This is a genomic window from Staphylococcus parequorum (assembly GCF_039237145.1).
In the GTDB taxonomy this organism is placed as follows: domain Bacteria; phylum Bacillota; class Bacilli; order Staphylococcales; family Staphylococcaceae; genus Staphylococcus; species Staphylococcus equorum_A.
The window spans coordinates 432,483-458,515 of record NZ_CP150682.1 but is presented as its reverse complement, the minus strand read 5'-3'; the positions used below and the strand labels follow the sequence as shown (position 1 = coordinate 458,515).

General features: G+C 35.0%; 24 protein-coding genes. 8 read left to right on the top strand and 16 right to left on the bottom strand.

The annotated features are described in order from the left end of the window. Positions 1-5 precede the first annotated feature (5 nt). Entirely contained in the window at positions 6-920 is a 915-nt protein-coding gene (gene rbsK / locus AAA453_RS02120) for a ribokinase (RefSeq protein ID WP_427705918.1), read from the top strand. Between the two features lie 95 nt (positions 921-1,015). On the opposite strand, the gene AAA453_RS02115 is transcribed toward rbsK, so the two are convergent. Beyond that, positions 1,016-1,486 carry a peptide-methionine (S)-S-oxide reductase gene (locus AAA453_RS02115; protein WP_069818080.1) on the bottom strand — a complete coding sequence of 157 codons (471 nt, stop codon included), beginning with the start codon at positions 1,484-1,486 and terminating at the stop codon, positions 1,016-1,018. 153 nt (positions 1,487-1,639) lie between these two features. Here AAA453_RS02115 and AAA453_RS02110 point away from each other — a divergent pair, with 153 nt between their 5' ends. Together AAA453_RS02110 and AAA453_RS02105 are read left to right on the top strand one after the other, a co-directional pair. After that, the gene (locus AAA453_RS02110) at positions 1,640-1,858 is read left to right on the top strand and encodes a hypothetical protein (protein ID WP_427705916.1); all 219 of its coding nucleotides are present in this window, start codon (positions 1,640-1,642) and stop codon (positions 1,856-1,858) included. A 355-nt stretch (positions 1,859-2,213) separates the two neighbouring features. Then, positions 2,214-3,167, top strand: coding sequence for a rhodanese-related sulfurtransferase (locus AAA453_RS02105; protein ID WP_427705914.1), 954 nt, complete (start codon positions 2,214-2,216; stop codon positions 3,165-3,167). 44 nt (positions 3,168-3,211) lie between these two features. Here AAA453_RS02105 and AAA453_RS02100 read toward each other — a convergent pair whose 3' ends face one another. The 3 genes from AAA453_RS02100 to AAA453_RS02090 form a co-directional block, all read right to left on the bottom strand. Continuing rightward, positions 3,212-4,012 (bottom strand): HAD family hydrolase, encoded by an 801-nt coding sequence (locus tag AAA453_RS02100; protein WP_427705912.1) that lies wholly within the window; start codon positions 4,010-4,012, stop codon positions 3,212-3,214. Positions 4,013-4,023: 11 nt separating this feature from the next. Next, positions 4,024-4,443, bottom strand: coding sequence for a hypothetical protein (locus tag AAA453_RS02095; RefSeq protein ID WP_427705910.1), 420 nt, complete (start codon positions 4,441-4,443; stop codon positions 4,024-4,026). A 151-nt stretch (positions 4,444-4,594) separates the two neighbouring features. Further along, on the bottom strand, positions 4,595-5,305 hold the full coding sequence (locus AAA453_RS02090) for a transglycosylase family protein (RefSeq protein ID WP_277575685.1): 711 nt from the start codon (positions 5,303-5,305) through the stop codon (positions 4,595-4,597). Between the two features lie 511 nt (positions 5,306-5,816). Between AAA453_RS02090 and AAA453_RS02085 the strand changes: the two genes are divergently transcribed. Continuing rightward, entirely contained in the window at positions 5,817-6,485 is a 669-nt protein-coding gene (locus tag AAA453_RS02085) for an RluA family pseudouridine synthase (RefSeq protein WP_427705908.1), read from the top strand. Between the two features lie 392 nt (positions 6,486-6,877). Here the strand turns inward: AAA453_RS02085 and AAA453_RS02080 are convergent, their stop codons facing one another. After that, on the bottom strand, positions 6,878-7,552 hold the full coding sequence (locus AAA453_RS02080) for a transglycosylase family protein (protein ID WP_427705906.1): 675 nt from the start codon (positions 7,550-7,552) through the stop codon (positions 6,878-6,880). Between the two features lie 465 nt (positions 7,553-8,017). Continuing rightward, positions 8,018-8,527 (bottom strand): YfiT family bacillithiol transferase, encoded by a 510-nt coding sequence (locus AAA453_RS02075; RefSeq protein ID WP_069832559.1) that lies wholly within the window; start codon positions 8,525-8,527, stop codon positions 8,018-8,020. A 254-nt stretch (positions 8,528-8,781) separates the two neighbouring features. On the opposite strand from AAA453_RS02075, the gene AAA453_RS02070 reads away from it, so the two are divergent. Further along, the gene (locus AAA453_RS02070; protein ID WP_427705904.1) at positions 8,782-10,308 is read left to right on the top strand and encodes an SLC13 family permease; all 1,527 of its coding nucleotides are present in this window, start codon (positions 8,782-8,784) and stop codon (positions 10,306-10,308) included. Positions 10,309-10,400: 92 nt separating this feature from the next. Here AAA453_RS02070 and AAA453_RS02065 read toward each other — a convergent pair whose 3' ends face one another. Beyond that, positions 10,401-11,471 (bottom strand): M20 family metallopeptidase, encoded by a 1,071-nt coding sequence (locus tag AAA453_RS02065; RefSeq protein ID WP_427705902.1) that lies wholly within the window; start codon positions 11,469-11,471, stop codon positions 10,401-10,403. 224 nt (positions 11,472-11,695) lie between these two features. Here AAA453_RS02065 and AAA453_RS02060 point away from each other — a divergent pair, with 224 nt between their 5' ends. From AAA453_RS02060 to AAA453_RS02050, 3 genes are read left to right on the top strand one after another with little or no spacing between them, the layout of a single operon-like run. After that, positions 11,696-13,135 carry an NAD-dependent succinate-semialdehyde dehydrogenase gene (locus AAA453_RS02060; RefSeq protein ID WP_427705900.1) on the top strand — a complete coding sequence of 480 codons (1,440 nt, stop codon included), beginning with the start codon at positions 11,696-11,698 and terminating at the stop codon, positions 13,133-13,135. Between the two features lie 21 nt (positions 13,136-13,156). Beyond that, entirely contained in the window at positions 13,157-14,557 is a 1,401-nt protein-coding gene (locus AAA453_RS02055) for a glutamine synthetase family protein (protein ID WP_427705899.1), read from the top strand. A 26-nt stretch (positions 14,558-14,583) separates the two neighbouring features. Beyond that, positions 14,584-15,351: an SDR family NAD(P)-dependent oxidoreductase gene (locus AAA453_RS02050; protein WP_427705897.1), complete on the top strand. Its 768-nt coding sequence runs from the start codon at positions 14,584-14,586 to the stop codon at positions 15,349-15,351. A 343-nt stretch (positions 15,352-15,694) separates the two neighbouring features. Here the strand turns inward: AAA453_RS02050 and eutH are convergent, their stop codons facing one another. From eutH to AAA453_RS02005, 9 genes are all read right to left on the bottom strand, one after another. Beyond that, positions 15,695-16,930 (bottom strand): ethanolamine utilization protein EutH, encoded by a 1,236-nt coding sequence (gene eutH, locus AAA453_RS02045; RefSeq protein ID WP_427705895.1) that lies wholly within the window; start codon positions 16,928-16,930, stop codon positions 15,695-15,697. 107 nt (positions 16,931-17,037) lie between these two features. After that, complete coding sequence (locus AAA453_RS02040) at positions 17,038-17,604, bottom strand: ANTAR domain-containing response regulator (RefSeq protein WP_069816917.1); 567 nt, start codon at positions 17,602-17,604, stop codon at positions 17,038-17,040. Between the two features lies 1 nt (position 17,605). After that, entirely contained in the window at positions 17,606-19,063 is a 1,458-nt protein-coding gene (locus tag AAA453_RS02035) for a sensor histidine kinase (RefSeq protein ID WP_427705893.1), read from the bottom strand. Between the two features lie 249 nt (positions 19,064-19,312). Next, positions 19,313-20,746 (bottom strand): aldehyde dehydrogenase, encoded by a 1,434-nt coding sequence (gene aldA, locus AAA453_RS02030; RefSeq protein WP_427705891.1) that lies wholly within the window; start codon positions 20,744-20,746, stop codon positions 19,313-19,315. Next, positions 20,743-22,089 (bottom strand): MFS transporter, encoded by a 1,347-nt coding sequence (locus AAA453_RS02025; protein ID WP_427705889.1) that lies wholly within the window; start codon positions 22,087-22,089, stop codon positions 20,743-20,745. Before AAA453_RS02025 ends, aldA begins: the two co-directional genes overlap by 4 nt. Before the next feature lie 21 nt (positions 22,090-22,110). Further along, the gene (rhaM, locus tag AAA453_RS02020) at positions 22,111-22,425 is read right to left on the bottom strand and encodes an L-rhamnose mutarotase (protein WP_427705887.1); all 315 of its coding nucleotides are present in this window, start codon (positions 22,423-22,425) and stop codon (positions 22,111-22,113) included. Then, complete coding sequence (gene rhaD, locus AAA453_RS02015) at positions 22,426-23,256, bottom strand: rhamnulose-1-phosphate aldolase (RefSeq protein WP_069816910.1); 831 nt, start codon at positions 23,254-23,256, stop codon at positions 22,426-22,428. Next, positions 23,257-24,516: an L-rhamnose isomerase gene (gene rhaA / locus AAA453_RS02010; protein ID WP_427705885.1), complete on the bottom strand. Its 1,260-nt coding sequence runs from the start codon at positions 24,514-24,516 to the stop codon at positions 23,257-23,259. Next, a complete protein-coding gene (locus tag AAA453_RS02005) occupies positions 24,503-25,969 on the bottom strand; it encodes a rhamnulokinase (RefSeq protein ID WP_069832549.1) in 1,467 nt (488 codons plus the stop codon). Before AAA453_RS02005 ends, rhaA begins: the two co-directional genes overlap by 14 nt. Between the last annotated feature and the right edge of the window lie 64 nt (positions 25,970-26,033).

Genomic DNA, 26,033 nt, shown 5'->3' with positions numbered 1-26,033 from the left:
ATACTATGACAAATAAAGTTGTAATTATTGGTTCTACCAATGTAGATAAAATTTTAAACGTAGATCGTTTTGTTAAACCGGGAGAAACGTTACATCTTCAAAATGCTCAAAAAATTTATGGTGGCGGTAAAGGCGCAAATCAAGCACTTGCAACTGCACGCTCAAATGCCCAAACAACTTTTATTTCTAAGATTGGAACTGAAGACGATGCAGATTTCATGTTAGAAGATTTTGAACAAGCGCATATTAATACAGACTACATCATGACAACAGATACTGCTCAAACAGGTCAAGCATTCATAACAATTGATGCTAATGGACAGAATACAATTTTAGTTTATGGTGGCGCAAATATGGAATTAAATGACACAGATGTAAATAAAGCAGCTGATGCGATTGCAGAAGCAGATTACATTATTGCTCAACTTGAAGTGCCTGTACCTGCGATTATTAGTGCTTTTAAAATTGCTCGTGAAAACAATGTCACTACCATTTTAAATCCAGCTCCAGCAAGTGAATTGTCTAAGGATTTACTTACTTTAACTGATATTATTGTGCCAAACGAAACAGAAGCTGAATTATTAAGTGGTATCCCAGTTACAGATCGTTCATCAATGCATCAAAACGCAGAATACTTTTTATCTTTAGGTATGAAAGTTGTCATTATCACACTTGGCGAGCAAGGGACTTATTACGCAACAGCAAATTCTGCTGGTTTAATACCTTCGTTTAAAGTGAAAGCAGTTGATACAACAGCAGCAGGTGATACTTTTATCGGTGCACTAGCAAGTCGTCTCAATATGACAGACTTTAATATAGAAGAAAGTATTACTTACGCAAATAAAGCAGCTTCGCTTACAGTCCAAGTTGAAGGCGCTCAAAAATCAATTCCATTAGAACAAGATGTATTGAAAGCTTAAAGATATACTACTTATTTTATGCATCATCAGATAGTTCATAATCATTGCACATAAATAAAGGCGGTTCTCATTATTCTGAGAGCCGCCTTGTTCATTTATTTATATTTATTTACAAGTGCTTTAGGAAGATGACAGTAATCATCAGGGAATCTTGTTAGTCTATCTTGATTTTCTTCTGCACTTTTCACGTAATTTGTCAGTGGTAATACTTCTGTTGCAATCAGATGATGGTCTTCAATTGCGTCTATAAACGCTTGCGCCTCTTTTAAATGTTTGGCGTCTTCGCTGTATAATCCTGTTCTATATCTTAAGCCAACATCTTCACCTTGCTTGTTTACACTATAAGGATCAATAATTTCAAATAGGTATCCCATTAAGTCTGTAACTGTTACTTTTTCTGGATCAAATGTTGTCTTAATGACTTCTACATAACCATCATATTCTCCATCGAGTGTATCTGTAATACCGTTTGCCCTACCGCCTTCTGTATCTGCGACGCCAGGCAAAGTTTTAACAAAGGCTTGTACACCCCATAGACATCCGCCTGCCAAGTATACCGTTTCCATTTACATCTCTCCTTTTTCTACTAACAATTATCAATTCAGTATAGTAATAACCACATCTATTTGCAATTACTTATAGTTTAGCGCTTTCAAAGGTATATGATTGATTTTTTGTCAAAAGGGAAAACATTAAAGTAGTACACAAGGAGGAATTACATGCCTAAAGTTGAAGAAAGAATGTTAGAAGATATCGAAGAAAAACCTTCAAGATCACAAAGCGATTTAAGCTCTGAAAAAGAAATGCAGCAAAATGCCTTTGAAAGATTAGGCAAAGACGTCGTAATCATCGAAACTTTAGCAATTATGAACATCATTTTTGCTATAAGTACAATTGGCTTAGTGGTTGCACTTGTTTGCACAAACAAAAAGAAATAAGTTCATCATAGCTACTTCTAAATTTTAAGAAGTATAAAATAAATGCTATACACCTATGCTCTTTTCATGGTTATCACTTTTAAAGTGACGGCTTTGAGAAGAGCATATTTACTTTTCTATTTCTTAGAATGTACTTTTCATATATAATAAAAATATTGCACTAATTTAAATTAATAAATTGAATATTATCCTTTTTTTGTTATAATGCAATAAGGAGAATTTTGTTCTTTTACTCGAAATAATGAGTAAGTAAATTATAAATGAAGCATCACACTGCTTCAACACAACCAACCACTTCAACCATAAATTTTATATTAATAATAATGAAAAGAATAGATTAGAGGAGAATCGAATTATGGATTATAGAGTATTATTGTATTATAAATATACAACACTTGATGACCCCGAAACTTTTGCCACGGAGCATTTAGAATTTTGTAAGGATTTAGAACTTAAGGGTCGTATTTTAGTATCTACAGAAGGTATCAATGGTACTGTATCTGGAACAGTCGAAGCTACTGATAAATATATGGAACAGTTGAAATCAGATGAAAGATTTAAAGGGATTACTTTTAAAGTTGATGAAGCTGAAGGACATGCTTTCAAAAAAATGCATGTACGTCCAAGAGAAGAAATTGTTGCACTAGATTTAGAAGATGACGTTGACCCAAGAGAATTAACAGGAAATTACTTATCACCACAAGAATTTAGAGAAGCTTTATTAGCTGATGATACTGTAGTCATTGATGCAAGAAATGATTACGAATACGATTTAGGTCATTTCCGTGGTTCGGTTCGCCCTGATATCACGAGATTTAGAGACCTCCCTGATTGGATTAAAGAAAATAAAGAGCAATTCATGGACAAAAAAATTGTCACTTATTGTACTGGCGGTATCCGCTGTGAAAAATTCTCTGGTTACTTATTAAAAGAAGGCTTTGAGGATGTTGGTCAACTTGAAGGCGGCATTGCTACTTATGGTAAAGATCCGGAAGTAAAAGGTGAATTATGGGACGGTAAAATGTATGTCTTTGATGAACGTATTAGTGTAGAAGTTAACCAAGTAGATAAAACAGTTGTGGGCAAAGAATGGTTCGATGGTACGCCATGCGAACGTTATATCAACTGTAGCAATCCAGAATGTAACAAACAAATTCTTGTTTCTGAAGAAAATGAAGAACGTTATTTAGGTGCTTGTACATACGAATGTGCAACTCACGAAAATAATCGTTATGTAAAAAAACATGACATTAGCGAAGAAGAAAAAGCAGCACGCTTGGAAAACTTCAAAAATCTTGTAAGCCAATAAATAATATAAAACACTGTTATGCATGATGCATAACAGTGTTTTATTTATCGTTTCACTCGTGTTATCAAACTTTCTACTAACCCTTCAATACTACTATTAATAACTTCTATATTTTTGTCAATTATGTTTTTGTCACCATTAAACCAAATTGGTTTCATGCCTACATTAAGTGAACCAGAAACATCATTTTCCCAAGAATCTCCTACAAATATTGTATGTTCAGGTTTGATATTTAGCATATGAGTCACTTTTAAAAAAGCAGCACTATCAGGATTTTCACTTCCAATATCTTCAGATATAAATATATTACTTTCAAAAACCTTATTTAATTCTAAACGCGCTATCTTAGTCATTTGTTCTAAATTTTTCCCGTTAGTTAATATACCTATATTCACCCATTTTTTTAATTTATTAAGGTGATCATTTAATATTATATTAGGTTTAATATGTTGAATAATAATGTCAAAAAATGCTAAGAAATATTCATGAGCTTCTTTCGTTGTAATATTTTTCTTAAAATATTTTAAGCTTTCAATTAATCGTAGTTGCCTAAGTTCATCTAAAGTTATCTCTCCACGACTATGTTCCGACCAAAATTTTTTATCGTAATAAGTATAAATTTTCAGGAATTCATCATATGCAATATCTTCTGCATATGATGAATGGTTGAAAATTTGTTTATTCGCAATTAACCATAAATCATTGAAAGGAAATAAAGTATTATCTAAATCAAATAATACTAATTCTGCATTTTTAATTAAAAACCCCTCCTTAAGAGTAATTAACGTCGTTACATAATAATTATAAACCGCATTTTCACTTTTACTATGATAACTTTTTAACAAAATTATGAATTTTAAAGCTTGCTCTCCATAAATTTAATTCCTTTATGCGTGCAAACTAAAAATATTATATGTGCAATAGTCCAACAGATATAACCTGTATAATGAAATTGAAAAATTGGGCTAACTGCCATATAAATTAATAATGGATACAGTGCTAAAAATGAAATCATGGCACAAATTAATGCCATATAATAATAATTTCCCCACTTTTTATAAATAAAATAGAGTGAAGCATAAAGTGAAATTGTAATACCTACATGAATTAGAAATTCCAAAATAACATTTGAAGCATTGTCATCTATTAAAAAATCTATATTCAGTAATAATGCCGTTAAGTGCATCGATTTAAATAAATCGAATAATAAAGTAGTCAAAAATAATATAATTGCTAACGTCAAAGCTATGATTAAATGTGCTAAAAGTTTTTTCATAATATCATGTTATTCCCTTACACCCACTAGTTAATCAGCTTTTAAAATAAATTTACTTACATATAAAAATCCCTGCCTCTACATGTGTAGAAACAGGGATTAGTTTATTCACTTAACTATATTTAATTTTAATTAGACATTACTGCTTATATTATGCAGTAACCCATTGTGAAGCACCTTCAGATTCGTAAAGATCCATTGCTGCTTGATCTTGTACTGATTCTGGAGCTTCAGTTGGTGATTGACCTTGGTATTCTTCAGGTGCTACTGAATCCCAAGTACTTTGTAAGAATTGGTATTTACCTGCTGCACCTGATGAAGGGTTAACAGCTTTAAGGTCCCCACCTGATTCACGTTCAGCAATTCCTTTTAAGTGATCATTAACTTCTACAGATGAACCACTTGAAGCCTCACTTGAGCTAGACTCATTTGAACTTTCTGAAGATTGAGTTGAAGCTGCTTCTTGTTGTGGTTGTTGAGTTTCTTCAGTTTGTGGAGCTGATTGTTCAGTTGGTTGCTCAGCAGTTGCTTGTTGTGCTTGCTCTTGTTGTGGTTGAGCTTGTTGTTGACCACTATTAGTTGAAGCTTGCTCTGATGAACCATTTGAACCTTCACCATAGCTCCAAGTAAAGTTTGTACCATCTGATTGGAAGTTATAATTTACGCCATCTTGAGTAAAGTTATGATTATATGAACCCTCTTGTACGGGTGCTTGATTTAATTGTTCAGAGTTTGATTGAGCTTGTTGCGCTAATTGTGCTTGGTCTACGTTTTGTTCTGAAGCGTCAGCTGAATTTCCTGCTGCTGCTCCTGTTACGCCTAATCCTACTGCTAAAGTTGATGCAATTACTGTTTTTTTCATTATTAATAATCCTCCTAAGAGATAATTTCTATTTTATAGTTTTAAAATTAATTCGTAATTTCAATCATCGCTAAGACGATTTACTTTCCTCAATTAATTTACAAGACCTACTGTAACATCTATAAATAGCCCGTGGGTTACAGTGAAGTTAAAAAAACAATCGACTTTTTACACTCCCATTACACTAAAAATCTTAATAATTTCCAGAAAATTCAACCAAAATCCTCTCATGATAGTTCATAAATAGAATACTTGGCTTTACCTCTATGTAATCTCTATGTAATTAGTGTGACAACGGTGTATCTTTACACCAATAGTATATAGTTGCTTTTTACTTCGATTTATTTTTATTTCACGTTATTTAAAATACATTATTTTTTATTTCTACAATATATTTATGTCATTGAATTTATTCTACAATATGATAATATAATATGTTGATATATTTTTAATTATTTTTTAATATTGCGTACTAACTATGTAAAGCATTATATCGATTTGGAGGAGTTCAATGTTGATCAATGTCCTTTATGAGGATAATCATTTACTTATGGTCGAAAAACCTATTAATATACCAGTACAGGCTGATGACTCAAAAGATGAAGATTTATTATCTATGTTAAAAGATTACATTAAAGAAAAATATAATAAACCAGGAAAGGTTTACCTTGGTTTAGTACATCGTCTCGACAGACCCGTCGGTGGTGCTATGGTTTTTGCCAAAACATCTAAAGCTGCATCTCGCTTATCAAATGAACTAAGAAAACAAAACTTTGATAGAACATATTTAGCGGTTGTTCATGGTGCACCTGCAAAAAAACAAGGTGAACTTAAAAATTATCTCTGGAAAGATCGGAATAAAAACATCGTACATGTGGTAGATTCAAGAAAAAAAGAAGCAAAGCAAGCCATCTTAGACTATAAGATGATTCATAATGCTGAAAAGAAAAGTTTAGTCGAAGTACAATTACGAACTGGACGCTCACATCAAATTAGAGTGCAATTTGCGAATCAAAACCTACCATTATATGGTGACCAAAAATATGGACAACATATAAATAAACCTGGTCAACAAATTGCTTTATGGGCATCGCACCTTAGCGTAAAACATCCGACTAAAGATGAAATTATATCTGTAGAATCGATCCCAAGCGAAGGCATCTGGTCACGTTATTTGTAATACTTGCATTGCATTCATACTACGCTTGCATTTCCTCGGAAATATTTTAATAACAAAAACAATAGGCTGGGACATATCACATGTCTTAGCCTCAGTTTTTTATATTGGCAGTGGCTGACTGAATTGAAAATGCGCTTATATCAATCTTTTATAATACTACTACTTCATTTATGAAGACAAGTAGTTCTTATGCAAGAGCTTCAGCTCTTGTATTCCATTTTCTAGTCAGCTGAGCCGGGGTGGGACGACGAAATTTTATTAGAAAAATTAGATTTCTGTCCCACTCCCTTGTTTTATTTATCTCAAATTATTTATTAAATCAAAAAACCTGCCTCTATATTATAGAAGCAGGTTTTGAATACTTTATTTAAAATAATTAATTACTGTTTAAATTATGCAGTAACCCATTGTGAAGCGCCTGCAGTGTTGTAAAGTTCAACTGCTGCTGCATCTTGTACTGACTCAGGTGCTTCTGCTGGAGATACACCTTGGTATGCTGCTGGAGCTACTGAATCCCAAGTGCTTTGTAGGAATTGGTATTTACCTGCTGCACCTGATGAAGCATTGATAGCTGTAATGTCGCCACCTGATTCACGTTGAGCAATTGTTTGTAAATGAGAGTTAACATTTACTGATGAACCACTTGAAGCTTCACTTGAGCTAGATTCTTTTGAAGTAGATTCTTGTTGTGGTTGTTGAGTTGTTTCAGTTTTTGGAGCTTCTTGTTGAGCTGGTTCAGCTGGTGCTGATTGTTGTGCTGGCTCAGCTGCTTGTTCAGCTGGTGCTTCTTGTTGAGCTGGTGCTTCAGTTGATCCTCCACCAAAGCTCCAGCTAAAGTTTGTACCATCTGATTCGAAGCTATAGTCTGTACCGTTATGATTAAAGTCTATGTCATATGAACCATCTTGAACAGGTGCTTCATTTAATTGCTCTGGATTTGATTGAGCTTGTTGCGCTAATTGTGCTTGGTCTACGTTTTGTTCTGAAGCGTCAGCTGAATTTCCTGCTGCTGCTCCTGTTACGCCTAATCCTACTGCTAAAGTTGATGCGATTACTGTTTTTTTCATTATTAATAAATCCTCCCAGAAAGATAATTTTCATTTTTTATTTTATGCGGTTGAATTTCAATTATTTAATTAAAAAATAATTTACTGCTTCAACCAACTCACAAATAATACTATAACATCCATAAAATGTTTGTAGGTTACAGTCAAATTAAAATATACGTATGTTCATTACATCTAAATTACAGTGAAAAAGTGACTCATTATGACTAAAAAGTGAAGAAAAGCTTTGATGAACGTCTGTAAACAGATTAATTTAGAATATAAGCACGTAATATTTATGTAATTTGTTTGTCAATTGTGTACAATTCCACCTTATTTTTCCATTTGCAATTTATTGAAAATCCTACTTGCAGTCTTTTTAAGAGTTATTTTACTGTAGTTCTATATAAATCATACAAATCAATTAGATAACAAATTAAAAAAACCGTTCAAATTTTCATAATTTGAACGGCCTTCTAGATTCTACTATTTAGATAGTGCTATTTTAATATGCGCTAAGTGATGTTCTTCGTGCCAAGATAATTTTGCAACTTTTTCAGCTACGGTTATCTCGCCACTATCTTTTAACGTAAATGTTTGTACTAATTGATCTTCATTTAAATTGTTAGCAATTGCTACAATACGTTCGTTCATACCTTCTAGCATCTTAATCGAGCTTTCGATGGGTAAGTCGTTATCCGGCAACATCACCCATTCATCTTGAATAAATGCTGGTACTGTCGGATTATTATCTGTGAGCGCTAACTTCAAACGCTGATACATATTTAATTGAGAGTCAGCAATATGATGTACAAGTTGACGCACTGTCCAACTCCCTGCACGATACTTTGCATTCAACGCTTCATCATCTAATGAATCTACAGTCTCTCTTAAGCGTTCAGTATAACCTTCTATTTCTTTCGCCCATTTTTGAATATCATCTAATGTTACTTTATCTGGTATTTCTAATTCTCCTATTGGAAACCTTACATCCATTTAATCACCTTATTATCATTTATTTAAATCCCGCACATTACTCTACATCATTATTATTCTCTGTTTCTGTATAATTAAACATTTTATAAAATACACACAAACTTTTCAGTCATTGTAATGTAGGTTCTCATCCTCTTCTTTTTATTTTCTGCTTAACTAAAGGCATTTTTATGAACTTTTTAATATTATAGTGAGCACGTTTTAGGTATTTGATATTATAAAATTGAAAAAATAAGAAAAGGAGCACTTTAAAGATGAAACAGCATTCAACTAAGAAGAAAAACACTACATTTAAACCGCTTTGGTTAATCATTAGCGTCATTGCGCTTGTGGTTATCATGGTATTACCAACGCCAGATACCTTACCTTTCATGGCTAAAAGTGCATTAGCTATCTTAATATTCGCCGTTATCTTATGGGTAACTGAAGCAGTCACTTATCCTGTATCTGCAGCGATGATTGTCGGTTTGATTATCTTGCTCTTAGGATTTAGCCCCGTACAAAATTTAACTGAGTCGCTAGGCAATCCACAAACAGGCGGTAAAGTTTTAGAAGGCAGTAGCTTATTCGGTACGACTAACGCATTGAAGCTTGCTTTTAGTGGCTTCTCATCTACTGCTATTGCACTAGTAGCTGCTGCACTATTTTTAGCTACTGCAATGCAAATTACAAATCTACATAAACGTCTCGCACTCATCGTTCTTTCTATGGTAGGTAATAAGACCAACCGCATCGTTATTGGCACAATTATTGTTGCCATTTTTCTAGCTTTCTTTGTACCTTCAGCAACTGCGCGTGCTGGGGCAGTTATTCCTATTTTGTTAGGTATGGTTACTGCTTTTGGCATTTCTAAAAATAGTAAACTTGCCGCTTTACTTGTCATTACGGCGGTCCAAGCTGTGTCTATTTGGAACGTAGGTATTAAAACGGCAGCCGCTCAAAATATCGTTGCCATCAATTTTATTAATGATCAATTAGGAATAGATATTTCATGGGGGCAATGGTTTCTTTATGCTGGTCCGTGGTCTATCTTGATGTCTATTGCACTTTATTTCATTATGCTAAAAGTAATGCCACCAGAAGTACACGAAATATCTGGAGGCAAACAACTGATCAAAAAACAATTACATGAAATGGGACCTGTCACTGCTAAAGAATGGCGTCTCATTGCTATTTCAATTGCATTACTTTTACTTTGGTCTACAGAAAAAGTGCTACATCCGATTGATTCATCTTCTATTATTTTATTAGCGCTAGCAATCATGTTAACCCCTAAAATTGGTATTATGACATGGAAAGAAGCTGAGTCTCGCATTCCATGGGGTACGATTATTGTATTTGGTGTGGGTATCTCCTTGGGTAATGTGTTATTAAAAACAACTGCTGCGCAATGGCTAAGTGATCAAACCTTTGGGCTGATTGGCCTTGAACACTATCCATTAGTGATGACGATTGCTTTAATTTCTTTGTTTAATATATTAATTCATTTAGGTTTTGCAAGTGCCACAAGCTTGGCATCTGCATTAATTCCAGTGTTTATTTCACTCACGATGACATTAGATTTAGGAGCGCAGTCTATGGCCTTTGTGCTCATACAACAATTTGTAATTAGCTTTGGCTTCTTACTTCCTGTTAGTTCACCACAATCTATGTTGGCATATGGTACAGAAACATTTACCGTTAAAGATTTCTTGAAAACAGGTATTCCAATCACCGTTATTGGTTACTTACTTATCGTATTATTTAGTTTTACTTACTGGCAATGGATAGGTTTCATTTAAACACTTTTAGTTATCTAAAAAAGCGAACGCACAATGATTAAAATTGAGCGTTCGCTTATATTTTCATATCTATTTCAACCACTTGCCTGTTTCTAATTAAACGTTTTTCCAAAACCTACAATGATATCTTTATATTGATCTAATGAGTCTACTACGGCATATTCACCATCTCCATGCCACGCATCACCAGAAGGTCCGAATTCAATTGCTGGCACATCAAATCTTGAAAAGTATCTTGTATCTGCAAAGCCATGCTGTCCAAAAATATTAGCTTCTTGATTGCCAGTTACAGATTTGATTTCTTTTACAAGGTGTTGAATATAAGGATTGTCAATTTCATTTTTCACACTAGGACCTGACATATGCACAGCTATTTCATCATCTGTAACACCTTTAATTTGTTCTAGAATGTCATCTTTATCTTGGTTAGGTAAATAACGAATATCAATTGAAAGCGTACATGCATCTGGTACTTTGTTATAAACCTCACCACCAGAAATTTTAGCGAGATTGATTGAGGGGCCATCAAAAATATCTGTAGATTGTTTTGCAAACGGTAAATCAATTATTTTTTCGTATACTTCATACGCTTTTATAATGGCATTGTCACCTTCCCAGGGTCTACTACCATGTGCTGACTTACCGTTTAATTGAACATCAAATTGTAAAAGGCCTTTAGATTGATAGCCAATTCCAATTTGAGTTGGTTCAGCACAAATCACGAAATCACCTAAATAGCCTTGGTCAGTTAAATACGCAGAACAATTATGGCCACCAATTTCCTCGTCTGTAACTAATTGAAGTTGAACGCTGGCATCACCTAAATCAGCATCTTGAAGTTCAGTCATTGCAACCATAAATGAAGCGACGCCTGCTTTCATATCAGCAGAACCGCGTCCATAAATTTTGCCATCTTGAATTTCAGGGTCAAATTGTGCTTCTTTACCACTCACCACATCAACATGTCCATTTAGAATGAGTCGCTTACTACCTTCGCCTACATTACATATAAGCATCTTATAATCATTGTTCGTTATAATTTCAGGTTTTAGTCCCTGTTCTTCTAACCACTGCTTACAATAATCAATGGTTTCATTTGCAACTTCTTGATTAGAACTATCAAAAGTAATTAATTTTTGTAATAAATCCAACGTTTTGCCCATTCAATCTACCCCCTATGCTTATTTGTGCAAAGTATAGTATATTATCTGAATATTGACAAGATTTAAAAATTTTAGTAACATTTGGTTAACACGAAATTGAAAAGGGTTTCAATAATATGATTTTAGTTTTTTCCAAGTGAATAACAACTAAGCAAAGGCGCTTATATCTCAATTAACAAAAATTGAGTATATAGGCGTCTTTTTGCGTATTAAGGGGAGATTATATGACACGTAATTTAAATTATAACTGGGTAAACGGTGAAAAAGTTGAAACAGACAATACCATCGCCGTCGTTAACCCAGCAAATGGAAACTCAATTGGCAAAGTACCAAGTGTAACTGAGGACATCGTGCAACAAGCAATTGATAGTGCGTCCACTGCTTTTGAAACATGGTCGAATTATACTGCTGAAACAAGGCAAGGTTATTTAGAACAATGGGCAGTCAATTTATTAAATAAACAAGAAGCACTCGCAACGATTATGAGTGAAGAACAAGGCAAACCTTACGCAGAAGCTTTTGGTGAAGTCGGAGTTTGTGCTAAATTCATTCGTTGGTTTGCTGAAGAAGGGAAACGTATTTATGGTGAAGTCATTCCACCTTCATCAGAGAATCAACGCATTTCAGTCACGAAACAACCTGTAGGCGTTTGTGGATTGATTACACCATGGAATTTCCCTGGCGCAATGGTTGCACGTAAAGTGGCACCTGCATTAGCTGCTGGATGTACTGTAATCGTCAAACCATCAAGTGAAACACCAAGAATTGCAATTGCGATTTTCGATGAATTAATGGCAACCGGCATTGATAAAGGAGTCGCAAATATTGTTACTGGTAGTTCTTCAGTCATTTCAGACAAACTATTTGAGGACAAGCGTGTTAGAAAAATGTCATTCACAGGTTCAACGCCAATTGGCAAGAAGCTAATGAGCAAAGCTTCTGATCAAGTCAAACGCATCTCACTCGAACTCGGAGGCAATGCACCAGCAATTGTGTTACCCGATGCCGATTTAGATAACGCTGCAGACGCAATCGTTGATAACAAGTTCGAAAATAGCGGTCAAATGTGCAATGGCATCAACGTTGTACTTGTACACAAAGATGTTAAAGCAGAGATGACACAGAAAATTATCGACCGTGTAAAAACCATCAAAGTCGGCCCAGGTGATCAAGAGGATACGCAAGTAGGACCGCTCATTAATCAAAAAGCGATTGATAAAGTTGAACACTTAGTCGCAGATGCTAAAAAACAAGGTGCACAAGTTGAAACTGGCGGAGATAAAGCTGACATTTCTACATCAAGTCTTTTCTATCAACCTACTGTCATAACAGGAGTTGAACGAACAATGGCTATTGCACAGGAAGAAATATTTGGCCCTGTCGCACCAATCATTACATTCGACGACGAAGATGAAGCGATTGATATTGCAAATGCTTCACCATATGGTTTAGCTGCTTACTTCTTTTCTAATAATATTAATACGGTTTATAAAATCAGTGAAAAATTAGAATTTGGCATGATTGGTGTTAACGGTACTCAATTAAGTGTCCCTCAAGCACCATTTGGCGGTATTAAAGAAAGTGGAATGGGTCGTGAAGGCAGTCACTTTGGATTAGATGGGTTCTTAGAATTGAAATATATTTCATTATCTTTACTTAAATAAACTAATAAGGGGTTGTCATATATGAATAACAATATTAAAGGCAAAAAAGTAACTGGCGATATTACAAAGGAACAATTACTTGAATTAGTTAAATCTGATGATATCGATACACTTATCATGGGCTTTTGTGACATGCAAGGCCGTTTGATGGGGAAACGAATCACGGGTGATTTCATTTTAGAAAATGATATATCTGATGGTACACATTTCTGTAACTACTTGTTAGGTACAAACTTTGAAATGGATACGAACGATAATTTTGAATTTATGAACTGGGACAAAGGTTACGGTGATTACTTAGCCGTACCTGACTTGAATACGTTAAAAGTTGTACCGTGGTTAGAACACACTGCGATGGTCTTTTGTGATGTATATACCGTAGATGGTAGTGAACCGATTGCGATTGCGCCACGTAACATTCTAAAACAACAAATTGATAAAGCAGAAGCACAAGGCTTGTCACCACATATGGCAAGTGAACTTGAATTCTATTTATTCAATAATTCATTTGAAGATATTTCGAAACAAGGATACGACAATTTAGAAGCTGCCGGTCACTTAAATGAAGATTATAACTTATTGCAAGGTAGTAAGAATGAACCAATTTATCAAGAAATTAGAAATCAAATGCACTTAATGGGCATTACTATCGAATCTTCAAAAGGTGAAGCGTATAAAGGACAGCACGAAATCAACTTAAAATACTCAGACGCCTTAGATGCTGCTGATCAACATATTATGTTCAAACATGGTATGAAAGAAATCTGTATCCAAAATGATAAATCCGTAACATTCATGGCTAAACCTTACGAAGCATGGACAGGTTCAAGCGGTCATATTCATTTAAGTATGATGAAAAAAGGCACGAAAACGAATGCTTTCTATGCAGGTGATGACGCAGAAGAACCAAAATCTGAAACGATGAAACATTTCTTAGCAGGTATCATTAAATTTACGAGAGATTTTTCATTAATGTTTGCGCCTTACGTAAACTCTTATAAACGTTTTGCGCCTAACTCATGGGCACCGGTAAGTATTGCATGGAGCCAAGACAATCGTTCTGCTGGCTACCGTGTTGTAGGAGAACAAAATGCATTACGCTTTGAATCACGTATTTCAGGTGCAGATATGAATCCATACTTAGCTTACTCTGCTTTAATTGGTGCTGGTTTATATGGTATAGAAAATAAAATCGAACTTACTGATGAACTAGTTGGTAATGCTTATGAACAAGATAATATCGACCGTATCCCATCATCGTTACACGAGGCTATCTTAACTTGGAAAAATAGTGATGTTGTGACAAAAGTCCTTGGTGAAGATGTCGCGAATCATTATTTAGAAGCTGCACAATCAGAACAGAATGACTTCGATTCTTTCGTAACAACTTGGGAACGTTCGCGTTACTTTGAACAAAGCTAAATATACTACTGAGGAGGAAAACGATTATGAGATTACAAGACAAAGTATGTATTATTACAGGTGCTGGCGGTGGCATGGGTAAAGTAGCTTCACAAATGTTTGCAAATGAAGGCGGTAAAATCGCAGTATTCGAAAGAGATGAACAAGCCGGTCAAGCGACTGTGAAGGCAATCACAGATAATGGCGGAGAAGCTTCTTTTTTCAAAGTGGATATTGCTAATGAAGCCAATGTTAAAAATGCGGTCGCCGATACAGTTGAAGCTTATGGAAAAATTGATGTGCTATATAATAATGCTGGTGTCATGCCAGAAGCAGATAACTCTGTCGTCAATACAAGCGAAGACGTATGGGACTTAGTTATGAATATTAATGTTAAAGGTATTTTCTTTATGACGAAATATGTTATTCCAGAAATGGAAAAAAATAACTCTGGATCTATCATTAATATAGCTTCATTTGTTGCTGAAATGGGTTGTTCAGTGCCTCAAGATGCGTACACCGCTTCAAAAGGTGCAGTCGTATCTTTAACGAAATCATTAGCAATTCAATTCCGTCCTAAAGGCATTCGTACAAATGCAATCAGCCCTGGTCCGATTGAAACACCCTTATTAATGGAATGGTTAGTTGCAGATGAAGAAGCTAAAAATGCGAGATTAAACAGACAACCTACTGGAAGATTTGGCAAACCAGAAGATATTGTCAACGCCGCGTTATACTTAGCGTCAGATGAATCGGATTGGACAAACGGTGCAAACATGAACGTAGACGGCGGTATCACTGCAAACTACTTCTAATACCTCTCTATAGAAACAGCCTTTAAGGAAGCAGGAACACGAAATCAAATTCTACATTTTGATTTCATATTCCCGCTTCCTTTTACTGTGTTCTAAATAAATTTCATGACGTGTTTCTTCTATTATATATAGTTATATAATTGAACCATTTTTGTAAAGCGCTGACGCCTAGGGAAATAGTATGAGTGAGAGACTATAGGCTCGAGCCATACTATTCCCCAGGCAAGCATGCGCTTTTAAAACCGGATTATTTTAACTTTAAAACACCAATCCATTAGAAAATAATAGATTGGTGTTTTAAAATTGAGACTGAGGTATTTATGACCCGTCCCTGTTTTTCAGTTTATTTATCTAAATATTCATGCTCTCCAATGATGCCGGCACGTCTATCAATTTCTTCCAATTTTCTCGCTTTCGGGATACATAGAATGTAAGCAAAGCATATTGCTATAATACCCGCACTCAATTTACCAATTAATACAGCTGGTATGAGCGTTGGCTGAAAATTTGCCGTATATGACAAATGATCTCCTAATAAGAACGCACCACAGACACCGAATGCGATATTTAACACTTTATCTTTAGGTGGCATATCTCTTACTAACTTGAGCATAGCTAGAATATTAGCAATTGTAGCGATAAACCCAGCACTACCTACTTCACTGAGTCCCACTTTACTACCAACAGTATGCAAACCTTTAGAGAAGTACTTACGTATTAAATAAACCATTGGGAATGCACCCGATAACATAATAGCAATATTCCCTGCGTTCTCTAATGCCCTAAAGTTATCTTCACTATCCGCCATAATTGGATCGAAGCCCCAGACACCAAAAACTGTTGTAAATAATCCTGTAAATATTTCTACTACTGAAAATACAAAGACCAATTTAATACAGGAATCTAGTATTTTACCAAAGACAATAAAGGTTTTAATCATAATATCCGAGAAGAAATACAGTCCAATGGCTGTTACTACTACAAAAATAATTAATGGTAATAAGTTGATAAATACAGTGGATAAACTGATTTGAAAAACGTGTGTGGCTGCACTCGTTGTATCAATCACTGTACGGATTTTTGTATGACTAAATAAAATAGTTACCGTAGAAATAAATACACCAAAAGGAATGGCCAACAATCCTGATAGAATACCCAAAGCCATGTATTTATGATCTCGTTTATCAAGCATTGGTAGACCAAGCGGTATTGTGAACACGATTGTGGCACCAGCCATAAAACCAACAATCATTGCCATAATCCAACCTTCATAGCTATCCTTTAATACATCTGCAAGTTGATATCCCCCCATATCTGTCGCGAGTATTGATGTTGCAGCTATAGCGGGATCCGCACCAATTTTATCAAAAAGCGGTCCAAAGAATTTTTCTATAAATTGCGATATGAATGGAATAGAAGCCATAATACCTGCTGAGTTAGCAAAGATAGGTCCGATGGTATAAATACCTTCCATAAATTCCTTCCCTATCCCTTCATTCGCATTCCGAATTGCACCAAAAGCACCTAACACTGCACATACCATAATAATGTAAATAATCACTGTACCAATATGTTCCATGATAGTTTCCCCCATTTTTATGAGCTATAAAAAAACAAAAAGGTGCCTATTTGATTAATTCAAATAAGCACCTTTGCTTGATTATATTCACTTGTATTGTAAAGCTATTACCCCAATTGTTTAATGATTGCTGAAGCTTCTTTTTCAATAGCTATTTGGTTATCCATACTGTTTCTCCTAAGCTTTTGATAAGCTGCTTCTTCCGTTAAATCAAGTTGTTTCATTAATAAGCCTTTTGCCTTTTCTATACGTTTCCGATGTTCCATTTGCAAACGTGTATCACTCACTTCTTGCTTGAGTTTACCCATACTATCTGATTGCGACATTGCAATTTCAATAGCTGGTAGCAATTGTGACTCAGATATAGGTTTAACGATATAACCTACGACATTTTGTTGCTTAGCTTCTTCAACGTACTCACAATGACTATATGCTGTCAGGATAAGTATCGGAATATCATGTTTCTTACCAATAATTTTACTGGCTTTTAAACCATTCAACTTCGGCATTTTAATATCCATGACAATCAAATCTGGCCGAAATTGATCTGCGGCTTCAATTGCTTTTTCTCCATTACCTACTTCTGCGACGACATTGTAGTTTGCTTCCCCAAGCATTTCTACTATATCCATTCGGACAATCGCTTCATCTTCAACTACCATAATAGATTTCATTTCAATCCACCCCTTTGTGTTGAAATTCAACTTTACCTATTGTTCCAATTGAATTACGGTCAATGTTAAATGTACCTTCTAAATCATTTTCTGCTATAGTAGTAACAATTTTCAATCCAAATGATGGTAGAAAAGCACTCTCTTCTTCGCCCGTATCTTGAACTTCAAGCTTTACGGTATCCGATTCTGTATCGTAAGCTAGCGTTACGCTTATTATACCCTCAGTCTGATTGTTGAAAGCATGTGTTAGACAATTCGTAATTAATTCATTCGCAATCAACGCTACAGAGACTGCAATATTAGATACTAAATTAATATGTTCATCTGTCTGATATGTAATATGTAAGGTTTTATTCGATGATTCGTTATAAACGACCATATTACCTATCTTTTTAATCAATTTATCGATATTCACCGTATCTGTCGATGATTCATCTAGAATGACTTCATACACAGATGCGATACTTAGAATGCGATTTAAACTTTCTTGGAAATATTTTTCACTGCCATTTGGCAAACCGCGTCTCATCTGTAAGCGCAGTAAACTGGCTACGGTCTGTAAATTATTCTTCACACGATGATGTACTTCTCTAATTGCTACAGATTTAGAAATAAGTTCGCGTTCCTTTTCTTTCAAATCTGTAATATCTTTCAGTAGAATTAAATGACCTGTCATTACGCCTTCTTCAAGTAACTGAATACATTTCACTTGAAAGTAGTGTCCTTTAAGCTCGCGTTCTTCAATTGTAATAACACGACCATCTGTAAGCATGTCTTTAATGCTCGGAAACAATGCTACGAAATTCAATCCCGCTTCACAATCGACACCCACTAAATCTCTAACCATTGTCTCACCGGCTAAATTATAGTAGCGGATGTCTAATGAGTTATCTAAATCAAATAAACTTTCTTCAATCATATCCGGTACAAAAATTGGGTTATCACTATTTTGCGAGACGATATCACTTAATGTTGTAGTCGCCTGTGTCAAAGCTCTTAATCGTTTTTCTTCCATTACTTTGTTGCTTACATCTATTTCCATAATCAGCGTGCCAACAATGGCATTTTCCAATTTAATTGGTGTAACACTTTGTTCTACGACTTTACCTTCTTGAGTGATTGCACGATGTTGTGCAAAATCATCTCCTTCCAACACTTGGAATACAGCGGGTTCAAATTTTTCATACACATTTTCACCAATGACTGAACCTTGATATAAACCTTCGTCATTTGTAGGTATGGCTTCCGCTACTACTATAACTTCTCCATCTTTTTTAGTAGGACAATCAATAAACACATTCGCCCTATTTAAATCAGCAATCATTTGTAAATGATCAGATACTTCTACGATATGTTGTGTAGCCTGTGGTGTTAAACTTGTATGCGTTTTACATAAATTTTTCACTTCGTTGATAGTCATCATTCCAAACATAGTTGTGCGAATTTTTAGATTTCTCATATATATAACTACCATTATGAAATTTTGACGATTATATGTCAATGTAAAATGAGATAAATCTAAAAATTTATAGTAATTTTTCATCATTATTGCGTGCTCTCGCTTATTCTACATCGCATTTTTATATGGCTCATATATGTGTTGCTCTACGCTTCTTATAATTAAAACGAGAGCAGAATAGAAATCAAAATTTGATTTCCTATCCCGCCCCCACAAGACTCTCTATAAACAAGCTCGGTTGTAAATTATTTATTCATCTAACTGCATATATACGATATGTGTTCTTAAATATTCTTCTAAGCCATGCTTACCGTCTGCTCCACCAACACCTGATTGTTTTACGCCTGCATGGAAACCTTGAATTGCTTCAAAGTTTTCTCTATTTATATATGTTTCACCGAATTCTAATTTTTCTACTGCTGTAAATGCTTTTTGGATACTCTCTGTATAGATAGAAGATGTTAAGCCGTACTTACTGTCATTTGCTAATTCAATTGCTTCTTCAAAAGTATCAAATTCAACAATTGGCAAGACAGGTCCAAAGACTTCTTCTTGAACAATATCCATACTATTTTTACAATTTGTGATGATTGTAGCTGGATAGAAGTAACCTTGTTGCTCAGGTATTTCTCCGCCACATTTAATTACGCCACCTTGTGCTTCAGCTTTTTTAACATGATTATGCACACGCTCTTGAGCCTGCTTATTAATTAAAGGACCCATGTCGTAATTATGTTCTAATGTATTACCAAAACGAACTTCGCTCATTTTTTGAACTAATCGTTGTGTGAATTTTTCACTTATACTGGAATGTACATACACTCGTTCAGCACAGTTACACACTTGACCCGTATTAATAATACGTGAATCTATAATATATTGAACTGCTTTATCTAAATTAGCATCTTCTAAGACAATTGCCGGTGCTTTACCACCTAATTCTAAATTAACTTTAGTTACATTTTTACTTGCAGCTTCCATTACTTTTTTACCTGCTGAGACACTACCAGTAATAGATACGAGTGCGACTTTACTATTACTCGCAAGCTCATTACCCACCACGCTACCTTCACCGTTCACTAAATTAAACACACCAGGTGGTAAGTCAACTGTATCTAAAATCTCAGTGAATATTTGCACATTTATAGGTGTTTCTTCTGAAGGTTTAACTACAATTGTATTTCCAGTAATAAGTGCTGGCGCTGTTTTGCGTGCGATTAAGAAGAACGGGAAGTTCCATGGCAAAATACCTGTAGTAACACCCAGAGCTTTTTTGTACATTAGAATATGTTCCTTCTTACGATCACTCTGTATGATTTCTCCTTCATATCTTCTTGCCCACTCTGCCATATAATCTATATAATCTGCTGTAAAAAAGGCTTCCGTGTTCGCTAAATCATATGTTTTACCACCTTCTTGCATAATGACTTTGGTAATTTCTTCACTACGTTCTCGAATACCTGCTGCAATTTTTTTAAGGTAGTTGCCTCGCTCAATTGCTGGCAGTTCGCTCCATTTCGTTTGGGCTTTATCTGCGTAGTCGATAGCTTCTTTAGTGTCTTGTTCTGAACCTCTGTATAACTTTGCAATTGTTTCTTCAGTTGCAGGATTTTTCACATCAATTGCATCTTCCATGTTTCTTTCAACAAATGAACCGTTAATATAATCTTTAATATTTATCATATTTTACTCTCCCCTTCTTGAATCATGGTATTTGTTTCTGGTGTAATGCTTACGCTACTATTTGCCCTTTCTCCATATCTTTCACGTTCAATCTGTTCTAACGTCTTACCTTGTGTCTTAGGAGTTAGGACAATGCCAATGACTGCATGAATAACTAAAAATGAAATCATAATGATTCCAGTAATTTTGAATCCAAGTGATGCTAAAATGGTAGGTAATACAAATGTATATACTGATATTCCTGCTCGTACTATAAAGTACATCAAGCCTTGCGCACCGGCACGATAACGGGTTGGGAATAGTTCACTTGTCCATAATGCATAAAAGACTTGGGCACCTATACCTGCTGCTGACCCCCATAATAAAACAAATAAAATCAGTGATATCCAATTCATAGGTGCAAAGGTCAATATAATCCAAGCAACAATACCCATCGTTGCACCAATACTAAATAGTAATCTTTGACTGATACGGTCTCCTAATTTCATAAATCCAAAGTAAGTCGTAATCACTGTACACAGCCATAAAATCGCTTGTAAAATGTTGGCTTGTGCACCACTCAGACCACCGACGCTTTCATAAATAAAGGGCATAAAGTACCCCATGGCGCCAGACGTTAAATTCCAAAATAAATAAATTCCTATAAGTAATAACATTGCTTTTAAATTCACTGGGTTAGTAAATAATTCTTTAAAAGCTGATGTCTTTTTAACATTAAACGAAGCTTCTCTTTGTTCTTTTTCCTTCTCTTCCTCCCAGATTTTAGATTCTTCCATACCTTGTCTAATCCACCACGTAACACCTGCGATGATAAACAAATGTAGAAAAATTAATCTTGAGCCTAATAATCCTAATGGCGCTAACATAACTGCTAAAGTAAAAGTAATTGCTGGTCCAATAGACCAAGCTAATTGTGCAGTTCCTACACGTTTTGCTCTTTCTTTTTCTGGTGCTTCTTCTGCAATATATGTCCAAGCTACAGGTACCCCTATACCTACAGCTATACCAACAATGATTGTACCTGTGAGTAACATTGATAAATTAACAGATAGCATGATAATTAAAATACCTACCATGTATAATAATAGATCGTATTTAAAGATAAATTTTCTACCTAATTTATCTGTTAATGGACCACCGATTAATGCACCAATTGCTGCACCTAACGCGTTCGCACTTAATGCACTCAGTAAGCCCATCTGCCAATTATCAATATTTAAATATGCTTGCCAGAGTGATAAACTACTCGCTGCTGCAATAATTGAACCCGCTTCTATATAATTGGCCATCGCAACTGCAATTGTTGCCAGCCAGCCATTTGTCTTTTTAGGTTTTAAACTCATAACCTCATCCCCATTTTTCGTTTATTTCAAATAGAACATCTCTCTCAATTCAGTTGATTTAGGACTGTTATCTTCATTCACTTGCATGATATCGGCCATGTAGTCCCACCATTTCCGACAAATCGGATTTTTCTCCATATTGTCATATGCTGTTTTATCGGTAACATCAAGTACTGCAAATAATTCTCCAGTGGCTTCATTTAGAAAAATACTGTAGTCATGCACGCCGCTCTCTTTTAATAACTGTTTCATTTCAGGCCATAGTTCATCATGTCTTCGTTTATATGCATCATAAGAACCTTCATTGACATACATCACCGTTGCAATTCGCGTCATCTATCTCACCTCAACCTCTAAGTAACCTTCTTTAGGTTCTACATTAAATCCTTGAGCTAACTCCCATAAATTCTCATCCGAAATCGTTTGTTTAATACCACCTTGTGCTTGCGCATACGTATATACTTCAGCTGCTTTTTCAATGGTTTCAATCAGACCAAACACTTCGTCTAAATCATGCCCTGCTCCAAATACACCATGAAATGGCCAAATCACAGATCTTTGCTGTTTCATTTTTTCTGAAGTGAGTTGTCCTATTTGTTCTGTGCCAGGTACCACCCACGGAATAATACCAATTGCATCTGGAAATACAACGAGACATTCTGTACACATTTTCCATAATGTTTTCGTAAATGCCTTTTCATCTAATTCGTGCGTATACGTCATCGCAATCGTATGTGTGGCGTGACAATGCATAATAACGCGGTGTGTAGCATCGACTTCTAAACGTTGGATATGATTCATTAAATGCGTTGGCAATTCACTTGTTGCTACTGCATCGTTCACAAAACCCCATAAAATGTTATAGCTTTTACCGTCTGCTGCAATTTTAATTAAACCTAATGCATCTTGTGGATCGTCTATAATATTTTTGAAGTATTTTCCTGTACCAGTGACAAGAATATATTTATTCGCTAATGGACGCACCTCAAATGGCAGACTTACGTTTCTTATATTTCTGCCATCTTCTGATAAATACGGTTGAACCTTGGCAGCATCTAATATCCAAGATATGTTGCCTCCGTTACGTTCGTCCCAACCTTTGTGATACATTAAATGTGTAATCTTAGATAATTCTTTAACCGCGGGAGAATCTACAAAGTTTTCCAATTAAATTCCTCTTTCCTGTAAAATATTTTCTTCGTATTTTTTAATTGGCTCATACCAATCCAATCCTGGTTCAGCATCGTTTCTGCTACAAAATTCATTCCATATCGCGCCAAACGGATACATCTTCATTTCTTCTTGTAACGCTAAACGTCTCGTAAAATCACCGCTTTGTTCAACTTCTTTTAATTCATTAATAGGATCTAATAATGCTTTAAGCAATGCTTTTTGCATATTTCTAGTACCAATAACCCATGCAGCCACTCTATTAATAGATGCGTCAAAGAAATCTAAACCAACTGTTGTACTCTTAAGTAAATCGTTATAAATGAGTTCTTTGGCTATCTCATTCAATTCGTCATCCAATGTAACCACATGATCGCTATCCCATCTTACTGGTCTAGAAACATGTAAACTTAAACCTTTTGTAAATAAATTGAGTGCCGATAATTTGTTAGACACCACTTCTGTTGGATGATAATGTCCGGCGTCTAGTAATATTTGTTTATTTCTTGTTAAGGCATAACCCATATAAAATTCATGAGATCCCACAACATAACTTTCAGAACCAATACCAAATAATTTACTTTCTAATGTATCGATATTGTAGCTTTCGTCTATTTCTTCTTTAAAAATTTCATCCAAACTCTCCATCAAACGTTTGCGAGGTGTTAAACGATCTACCGGTGTGTCTTTATAACCGTCTGGCACCCAAATATTTGTTGTTGAAGGTTGACCGAGCTCTTTACCAAAATATTCACCGATTTTTCTAGATTGTTTACAATGTTGTATCCAAAAGTCTCTAATTGATTTATCCGGATGCGCTAATGTAAAGCCATCTTCTGACTTCTCATGACTGAAGCATGTTGGGTTAAAATCTAATCCCAATTCATTCTCTTTTGCCCAATGCACCCACTTTTCAAAATGCTTTGGCTCGATTTCATCTAAATCGATTGCTTCTTCAGATTCGGCATAAATACCATGTAGATTAATTTTATGTTTTCCTGGAATATGCTTTAAAGCTTCTTCTAAATCACTTCTAAGTTCTGCTCCATTACTTGCTTTACCTGGATGATTACCAGTAACTGATATGCCTCCTGATAATTCTTGATTGAAAAGGAAACCTTCTACATCGTCTCCTTGCCAACAATGGATAGAGATTTTAATATCTTTTAATTTAGTTAATGCTTTCTCTACATCAACGCCTAATGTCTCATATTGTGTTTTTGCTGCTTCAAATGCTTGCTTATTATACGTACTCATAATGAGTAACCCCCTTGAATGTCTTAATATCTTGATTTGCTATATGCTTTAACTCCGGTTTGTCTATCTTTGTCGTATCTGTAGAACGCTTAATTACCGCTCTAGCTTCTTGAATATTTTCAAACTCACCTGTGCCAATCATTGTTGCTGCCAAATTCCCATAAATTGTCGCTTCTGTTGGCCCCACAATGACGTCACAATTTGTATACAAGGCCGTAAGTTCATTTAAATAGTCATTGTTGGAACCACCGCCAACAATATTGATTACTTCGATTGGTTCTCTTGTTATTTCGTTTAACTCTTCTATGGAAATTGCATAAATTATTGCCAGATTCATATAGACGCTTTGCACAATTTCACCTAACGTTTGTGGCACTGTTTGGTTTGTCTGAATACAGTAATTTTTAATTTCATCCACCATACAGTCAGGATTAATAAAGCGTTGATCGTTAAAATCGATATAAACTTTAAAGTCTTGATGTTGCTTTGCTTCCTCTACCATTTCAGGAAATGTATAATTTTCAGGCCAATCTTTGCGTATCCGCTGTATAATCCACATACCTATAATATTTTTTAAGAAGCGATAGGTGTGATTCATACCGCGTTCATTAGAATATCCAAGTTCTAATGCTTTTTCAGTTACGATTGGGCTTTCTAATTCTTTACCTATTAATGACCAAGTCCCACTTGATAAAAAAGCCCATTTTTTAAATGCATCTCCAACAGAACCTAAAACAGCTGATGCGGTATCATGCGATGCTGTGGCATAAACATGTGTCACAGGTAAATCATCCTGGATGTTTAAGTCTGCATTGATTTCGCCTATGTATGTGCCAGGTTCAATCGTGTTTGGAAATTGTGCCTTATCTATTCCTATTGATGTTAGTAACGCTTGATCTAATGAATGATCATGCACTGAGAGTAATTGTGTCGTACTTAAATTGGTAATTTCATTTCTTTTCTCATTGGTAAGTAAATAATTCAAATAATCAGGAATAAGCAAAATATCATGTGCTTGATCTTTTAATGCGTGTGTCTCTTCAAACAACTGATAAATTGTATTAAAAGTTAAAAATTGAATTCCAGTTTTTTGAAAAATATCATATTTGGAAACTTCAGTGAATAATTTATCCATCGTTGTATCCGTTCTTGAATCTCTATATGAGACGGCGTTTTGTAAGCGCTTCCCTTTGTGGTCTAAAAAAAGATAGTCTACGCCCCACGTATCTATACTTAAATAACACTCTGTGATGCCCATAGCTTTAGCTTTTTTCAAAGAAACAATAATTTCTTCAAATAAATAGTCAACATCCCACACTTCCTGTTGATTCTGTGTTGTAAAACCATTGGCGAAACGATTGATTTCTTGTGTTTTAATCTGGTTATTGTCGATATTTGCTAAGATGGCTCTACCACTAGACGCCCCAATATCAACAGCTATATAATGCTTCAACTTATCACCTCTTTGGTTATGATTATAATCAAACAATCCACATAAATCAACATAAAACAAAATA

Bases quoted from the DNA above. Each gene is read 5' to 3' on its own strand.
- AAA453_RS02055 (WP_427705899.1), top strand. From the start codon at position 13,157: ATGAATAACAATATTAAAGGCAAAAAAGTAACTGGCGATATTACAAAG.
- rbsK (WP_427705918.1), top strand. From the start codon at position 6: ATGACAAATAAAGTTGTAATTATTGGTTCTACCAATGTAGATAAAATT.
- AAA453_RS02035 (WP_427705893.1), bottom strand. From the start codon at position 19,063: ATGAGAAATCTAAAAATTCGCACAACTATGTTTGGAATGATGACTATC.
- AAA453_RS02070 (WP_427705904.1), top strand. From the start codon at position 8,782: ATGAAACAGCATTCAACTAAGAAGAAAAACACTACATTTAAACCGCTT.
- AAA453_RS02025 (WP_427705889.1), bottom strand. From the start codon at position 22,089: ATGAGTTTAAAACCTAAAAAGACAAATGGCTGGCTGGCAACAATTGCA.
- aldA (WP_427705891.1), bottom strand. From the start codon at position 20,746: ATGATAAATATTAAAGATTATATTAACGGTTCATTTGTTGAAAGAAAC.
- AAA453_RS02060 (WP_427705900.1), top strand. From the start codon at position 11,696: ATGACACGTAATTTAAATTATAACTGGGTAAACGGTGAAAAAGTTGAA.
- AAA453_RS02040 (WP_069816917.1), bottom strand. From the start codon at position 17,604: ATGAAATCTATTATGGTAGTTGAAGATGAAGCGATTGTCCGAATGGAT.
- AAA453_RS02050 (WP_427705897.1), top strand. From the start codon at position 14,584: ATGAGATTACAAGACAAAGTATGTATTATTACAGGTGCTGGCGGTGGC.
- AAA453_RS02065 (WP_427705902.1), bottom strand. From the start codon at position 11,471: ATGGGCAAAACGTTGGATTTATTACAAAAATTAATTACTTTTGATAGT.
- AAA453_RS02090 (WP_277575685.1), bottom strand. From the start codon at position 5,305: ATGAAAAAAACAGTAATTGCATCAACTTTAGCAGTAGGATTAGGCGTA.
- eutH (WP_427705895.1), bottom strand. From the start codon at position 16,930: ATGGAACATATTGGTACAGTGATTATTTACATTATTATGGTATGTGCA.
- AAA453_RS02080 (WP_427705906.1), bottom strand. From the start codon at position 7,552: ATGAAAAAAACAGTAATCGCATCAACTTTAGCAGTAGGATTAGGCGTA.
- AAA453_RS02095 (WP_427705910.1), bottom strand. From the start codon at position 4,443: ATGAAAAAACTTTTAGCACATTTAATCATAGCTTTGACGTTAGCAATT.
- rhaA (WP_427705885.1), bottom strand. From the start codon at position 24,516: ATGAGTACGTATAATAAGCAAGCATTTGAAGCAGCAAAAACACAATAT.
- rhaM (WP_427705887.1), bottom strand. From the start codon at position 22,425: ATGACGCGAATTGCAACGGTGATGTATGTCAATGAAGGTTCTTATGAT.
- AAA453_RS02110 (WP_427705916.1), top strand. From the start codon at position 1,640: ATGCCTAAAGTTGAAGAAAGAATGTTAGAAGATATCGAAGAAAAACCT.
- AAA453_RS02075 (WP_069832559.1), bottom strand. From the start codon at position 8,527: ATGGATGTAAGGTTTCCAATAGGAGAATTAGAAATACCAGATAAAGTA.
- AAA453_RS02115 (WP_069818080.1), bottom strand. From the start codon at position 1,486: ATGGAAACGGTATACTTGGCAGGCGGATGTCTATGGGGTGTACAAGCC.
- AAA453_RS02085 (WP_427705908.1), top strand. From the start codon at position 5,817: ATGTTGATCAATGTCCTTTATGAGGATAATCATTTACTTATGGTCGAA.
- AAA453_RS02105 (WP_427705914.1), top strand. From the start codon at position 2,214: ATGGATTATAGAGTATTATTGTATTATAAATATACAACACTTGATGAC.